Below are 4221 nucleotides of genomic sequence, written 5' to 3'. Positions count from 1 at the left end.
ATGGTTAATATCTCTCCATCAATTGATTTACCCTTGTGAGTGACGACTCGTCTTACCCCATTTCTCCAACTCCCCTTTATATAACCGTTCTAACTCCGCTCTCTTTGTCTTTCTCCACTCTCGCCCCTCAGCTGTGTAGTCGGCAAAGTGATGACAGGTATCTGAATTAACACTAGGTCCACATAATAAGGCTACATTCCAAGGTTCTGAACCACTTCCACCTTGACTTGCTTGTTTAAGGTGTGCCATCTCAAAAGAGTAAGCCTGACTCTTTCCACAACGTTCACATTTACCACCAGATCGCCTTAATACTTCTTTCCTCACCTTTTGCGTTATCTTGGTGAGGTTTCCTCTCTTGGGTACTCTGCGTTTATGTCGGGGCTTTGGAACGGCTCTAGTTCCTACATCCATAATTTCAAAAGCCCCCTTAAATGTTCATTCTCTTTCGTATACAGTTCTAAGGTCTTACGCGCGGTTTCTAGCGCTTTTTTCTGATTCTCGACTTCCGCATCTAGTTTTATGATTTGGTCGTAACGACGGACACTTTCGCCGCTTAAATCCTCGATTATTTTCGACTTCCTCTCAACCTCTGATTCTAGGAATTTAATGCGATTCTCTATCGTGACCGATTCCTCTTGTACTGGTGGATTTTTTATAACAGACATTTTACTTCCTCCCTTTCATGATTCTAAATCTTTCCAACCCAACGCCCCTCCCTTTCTCGGGCTAATATTCCTTCTTCGGGATTGGTCGATTATCAGAATTAAGACTTCCTCTTGAAGCCGGTTCATCTTTTTCGCAATGTCTACAACCGATAACCCTTGTTTCCAGTAGTCTCTAACTAGTTGTACTTCTCGTAAATCCCAATGGAAGTCTAAATCTTCACAGGCGGTTATTGTGTTTCTTCTCCGATGGATCATGTATGTTTGTTCTAATTTAGTAGCAGCACGTTTCTGTTGTTTAGTAGGCAGAGCTGGTATATTCATTTTTCAACACCTAACTCTTTCTCTAATCGTTTAATCCAGTAACTGATGACTGAATTAGGAGTTTCTTTGTCTAATAGGACATCTTCAAAATCCTCTTTTGTTTTTCTTGAAGCTCGGCTTACCATCGTTTTTATATAGTTGATTTGTTTGTAGTTAGCCATTCCTTTTCACCTCGTATTCTTTTAAATACTCGTTCATTTTGTTCTGGAAGCGATCTTGGAGAAAATATGTAAGTCGTTCTTGGGGGTCCTCTAACTTCAAGACCTGTTTATCCTTAACAAGGTAATCAATCAGTAAAACTAAGCTAGTATGTTTCCCAATCATGGCTTCTAGATAGATTTCCCTAACACTTCCCAAAGGCTTGTTCATATGCTTCATCAATTTTTTTAAAAATTTCTTCTCGGTTGTGTTCTAAAGCTTGTCTATACGCCATAGAATGAGAACATAGACAAGGGTGAACCGATATGCCAAACGCTTCTTGCTTGTAGAAACGTCCTATCCCTTTACAAGTAGGGCAGCTCATGAGGAACCCTCCTTAAATTTTGATATTCTATAATTCTCGCCATCTAGTTTGATAGCTTCGCAGTTTTGAACCATTCGGCTGAAATCGCGTTCACCGTACATCTTTAAAAGTTCGGCACCTGAGTAATTGGTTGTGTAAACAGTGGCAGAACCAATCCGGCTGTCCACTACTTCAAATATCTTTCTTCTGGCCCATGTATTGCCCTCGTCATCCTTTTGTGTACGTTCGGCACCTAAATCATCTAGGATAAGGAGATCCGCTTTTTGGATAGCTGTGAGTAATTCTAATTCGCTCGTATCACTTTTCTTGTTGTATGTACCTTGGAGTTCAGTGAGAAGCCTTGGCAATGAGATAAAAATACAAGTATACTTGGATTGAATAAGTTTTTTTGCAATGGATGAAGCTAGGTGACTTTTCCCGAGCCCTGGCTTCCCTTGTAATATCAATCCTTTTCGTCCGTCAAAAGTTTCTACATAGCGCAAGCATTTTTGATAAGCTATTTTCTGTGATTCATTAACGGGTTTATAGGTTTCAAACGTTGCTTCTTCTAAGTCTCGATTCATGAGGCTTTTTGTTTTGAACTTTTCTAGCAGCTCTATGACTTCACGTTTCTCTACCCAAGAAAAAGCTTCTTCTCCAATCTTTTTATCTTCTTCCGAAACAACTTCACAGTAAAAACAAAACTCATTGCCGTTCTCTAGTAAGTAAAGTCTTTGGCAAGATGGACACCTTTTGTCAGAAGCCGAAATCATATTGTTTGGCAAGTTCTTCGGCAGTTGAATCCTTTCGATTGTGATTCCCTCCCTTTTTGTTTTTTCGCTCCCAATTCAGAATGGTTAAATAATCGTCTTTGTACTTTACTCCCTTAGAGCCTTTGTACAAGTTAAGGTTTTCAATACGGTCTTTTGCTCCTTCTTCTCCAAACTGTTCTACAAGCTTTTGATATTCTTCTGGAAGCATAGAAACAAATTCGGCATATATATGTTTTTTATTATTCTTTACATTCTTACCATTCTTTACATTCTTGTTTTTGTTCCCACTTCGTTTACCATTAGTTCCCTCTTCATTACCTGTTGCGTTCCCTGTTTCTTCTTCAAACTCTGTCTCGTCTTGATATATAGAGTAGTTAAGGATGGTAAACAGTGTTCCCTGTTCCGTTTCCTGTATGGATATAGTTCCGGACTTAACGAGTTTATTAACGCACTTACTAATTGTCTTGATTGAATACTCTTTTAACCCCCTTCCTTCTTTGTACGCTAAGTCCTGTGCAAGTTTTCTGTAGGATCTAACCCACTGACCTCTTTTAAGCTCCAACCCATTTATCCGATGACCGTCTTTGTGTGTAGCTTTTAAAAGTAAATAAGCAAATAGCCTAAAAGTTGTTACATCGTTCCATAACTCGGAATCAAATACTTTCCTATGAAGCTTAATCCAGCCCTGCATACTACCTCACCTACTTTTCCTGTCCTTCCAGGTAGGGCTTGTCCTGTTTCACAATGTCTTCGAACTGTTCAATAATTTACATAGCTTTAACTGTACTAACTTTTGCCTGATTGCTGAATATAACAACCGCACTCGGAAAAGGTGCTGAATTATTACTTCTCCCAAACTTCAAACGACCTCTAACAAGTCTGATTTCACCTTTCATACAGTAATCATGCCACCATTTAGTATCTGTCCTTGCTGGAAGTAAACAAACAACCGTTGCCCCATTTAAAGAAGATTCATAGGCTTTTTGAACCCATTTTCCTATCTCTCTGCCATAAGGAGGATTCATCCAACAAACACCCTCCCAATCTTGCTGTAACCCATCTATTTCTTTGGTAAAATAGTTTTCACATTTGGCATTTTCATCATTGGCACAAACATCTATATCAAAATGAAATTCCTCATTCAGTTTGTTAAAAAAATCTTGTGGTGTTTCCCATAAATCTGTATTACTAGTAAATAAACCTTTGTTGATACTCAACCTTGTTCACCCTCCTTTTTATTGCGCTAAATGATTCTACTGTTCACTTCTTCTTCAACACCACTTCATACCCTAACCCCTCTGCCATTCGTACAAATGTGTCTAAATAAGGGGTATTTGTTCCGTTTTCTGTTCTGCAGATGGATACTGGGGTGATACCGATTTTCTCTGCAAATTGGTTTTGTGATAGTTTTTGAGATTTACGAATGTCACGTATGGTTTCAATAAGTTGGGTGATGGTCATTTGGCACCCTCCATTAGTTCAGGGTTTTCGTAAACGTTGCCTACTATTTCGATTCGTTCTTGCCAGTGTTCTAAACCTACGTAACTGCTACTTCTTATTTGCTTCCCTATAAAGCCAGTGCCTCTATATTGGACAATATACAAAATTTCGAGATCTCCTTGGTGGTAAATATCTCCTTCATAAATCTCTTTACCGTTTTTGTCCTTTAGTCCGGTGTATTGTTGTAATGGCCCAAACCTATCAGGAAATACTGATTGGTGTGTCATTATTGGATCAATTGTCTTCAAATGTAAATCACCGCTAAGGCCAACAAATAAATCCTCTAAATTTCCTTTGTAAGCTTCATAAATTGGCTTGAAGAATTGTTTCTTTTCTTTGTCCCATACACGAAACTTTATCTCACGCATTTTCCAACACCCCCATAATTACAAATAGCAGCATGATAACGGTTATAAACCCAATTCCAAGCCAGGTGTATTTTTCTTCATGTTCATTCATT

Annotated in this window: 10 protein-coding genes; all 10 read right to left on the bottom strand. The window is 38.8% G+C overall.

Annotated elements, in window-relative coordinates; all coding sequences use genetic code 11:
* Nucleotides 1-27: 27 nt before the first annotated feature.
* Nucleotides 28-411 carry an HNH endonuclease gene (locus CRO56_RS22420; RefSeq protein WP_097160850.1) on the bottom strand — a complete coding sequence of 128 codons (384 nt, stop codon included), beginning with the start codon at nt 409-411 and terminating at the stop codon, nt 28-30.
* Nucleotides 402-665 (bottom strand): hypothetical protein, encoded by a 264-nt coding sequence (locus tag CRO56_RS22415; RefSeq protein WP_097160849.1) that lies wholly within the window; start codon nt 663-665, stop codon nt 402-404. Before CRO56_RS22415 ends, CRO56_RS22420 begins: the two co-directional genes overlap by 10 nt.
* 15 nt (nt 666-680) lie before the next feature.
* Nucleotides 681-986, bottom strand: a complete 306-nt coding sequence (locus CRO56_RS22410; protein WP_097160848.1) for a helix-turn-helix domain containing protein — start codon at nt 984-986, stop codon at nt 681-683.
* Nucleotides 983-1147: a hypothetical protein gene (locus CRO56_RS23110; RefSeq protein ID WP_179714405.1), complete on the bottom strand. Its 165-nt coding sequence runs from the start codon at nt 1145-1147 to the stop codon at nt 983-985. Before CRO56_RS23110 ends, CRO56_RS22410 begins: the two co-directional genes overlap by 4 nt.
* Nucleotides 1148-1329: 182 nt before the next feature.
* Complete coding sequence (locus CRO56_RS22405; RefSeq protein ID WP_097160847.1) at nt 1330-1509, bottom strand: hypothetical protein; 180 nt, start codon at nt 1507-1509, stop codon at nt 1330-1332.
* Nucleotides 1506-2273, bottom strand: a complete 768-nt coding sequence (locus tag CRO56_RS22400) for an ATP-binding protein (RefSeq protein ID WP_142305239.1) — start codon at nt 2271-2273, stop codon at nt 1506-1508. The genes CRO56_RS22405 and CRO56_RS22400 overlap by 4 nt, the downstream gene beginning before the upstream one ends.
* Nucleotides 2245-2952 carry a hypothetical protein gene (locus tag CRO56_RS22395; protein ID WP_097160845.1) on the bottom strand — a complete coding sequence of 236 codons (708 nt, stop codon included), beginning with the start codon at nt 2950-2952 and terminating at the stop codon, nt 2245-2247. The genes CRO56_RS22400 and CRO56_RS22395 overlap by 29 nt, the downstream gene beginning before the upstream one ends.
* Before the next feature lie 76 nt (nt 2953-3028).
* Complete coding sequence (locus CRO56_RS22390) at nt 3029-3478, bottom strand: DNA N-6-adenine-methyltransferase (protein WP_097160844.1); 450 nt, start codon at nt 3476-3478, stop codon at nt 3029-3031.
* Between the two features lie 43 nt (nt 3479-3521).
* Complete coding sequence (locus CRO56_RS22385) at nt 3522-3722, bottom strand: helix-turn-helix domain-containing protein (protein WP_097160843.1); 201 nt, start codon at nt 3720-3722, stop codon at nt 3522-3524.
* Nucleotides 3719-4129 (bottom strand): YopX family protein, encoded by a 411-nt coding sequence (locus CRO56_RS22380; protein WP_097160842.1) that lies wholly within the window; start codon nt 4127-4129, stop codon nt 3719-3721. The genes CRO56_RS22385 and CRO56_RS22380 overlap by 4 nt, the downstream gene beginning before the upstream one ends.
* Nucleotides 4130-4221: the final 92 nt, after the last annotated feature.

Source organism: Bacillus oleivorans (assembly GCF_900207585.1).
Lineage (GTDB): Bacteria > Bacillota > Bacilli > Bacillales > JC228 > Bacillus_BF > Bacillus_BF oleivorans.
This window is presented reverse-complemented; position numbering and strand designations above follow the sequence as displayed.

Bases quoted from the DNA above. Each gene is read 5' to 3' on its own strand.
- CRO56_RS22415 (WP_097160849.1), bottom strand. From the start codon at position 665: ATGTCTGTTATAAAAAATCCACCAGTACAAGAGGAATCGGTCACGATA.
- CRO56_RS22420 (WP_097160850.1), bottom strand. From the start codon at position 411: ATGGATGTAGGAACTAGAGCCGTTCCAAAGCCCCGACATAAACGCAGA.
- CRO56_RS23110 (WP_179714405.1), bottom strand. From the start codon at position 1,147: ATGGCTAACTACAAACAAATCAACTATATAAAAACGATGGTAAGCCGA.
- CRO56_RS22380 (WP_097160842.1), bottom strand. From the start codon at position 4,129: ATGCGTGAGATAAAGTTTCGTGTATGGGACAAAGAAAAGAAACAATTC.
- CRO56_RS22385 (WP_097160843.1), bottom strand. From the start codon at position 3,722: ATGACCATCACCCAACTTATTGAAACCATACGTGACATTCGTAAATCT.
- CRO56_RS22410 (WP_097160848.1), bottom strand. From the start codon at position 986: ATGAATATACCAGCTCTGCCTACTAAACAACAGAAACGTGCTGCTACT.
- CRO56_RS22395 (WP_097160845.1), bottom strand. From the start codon at position 2,952: ATGCAGGGCTGGATTAAGCTTCATAGGAAAGTATTTGATTCCGAGTTA.
- CRO56_RS22405 (WP_097160847.1), bottom strand. From the start codon at position 1,509: ATGAGCTGCCCTACTTGTAAAGGGATAGGACGTTTCTACAAGCAAGAA.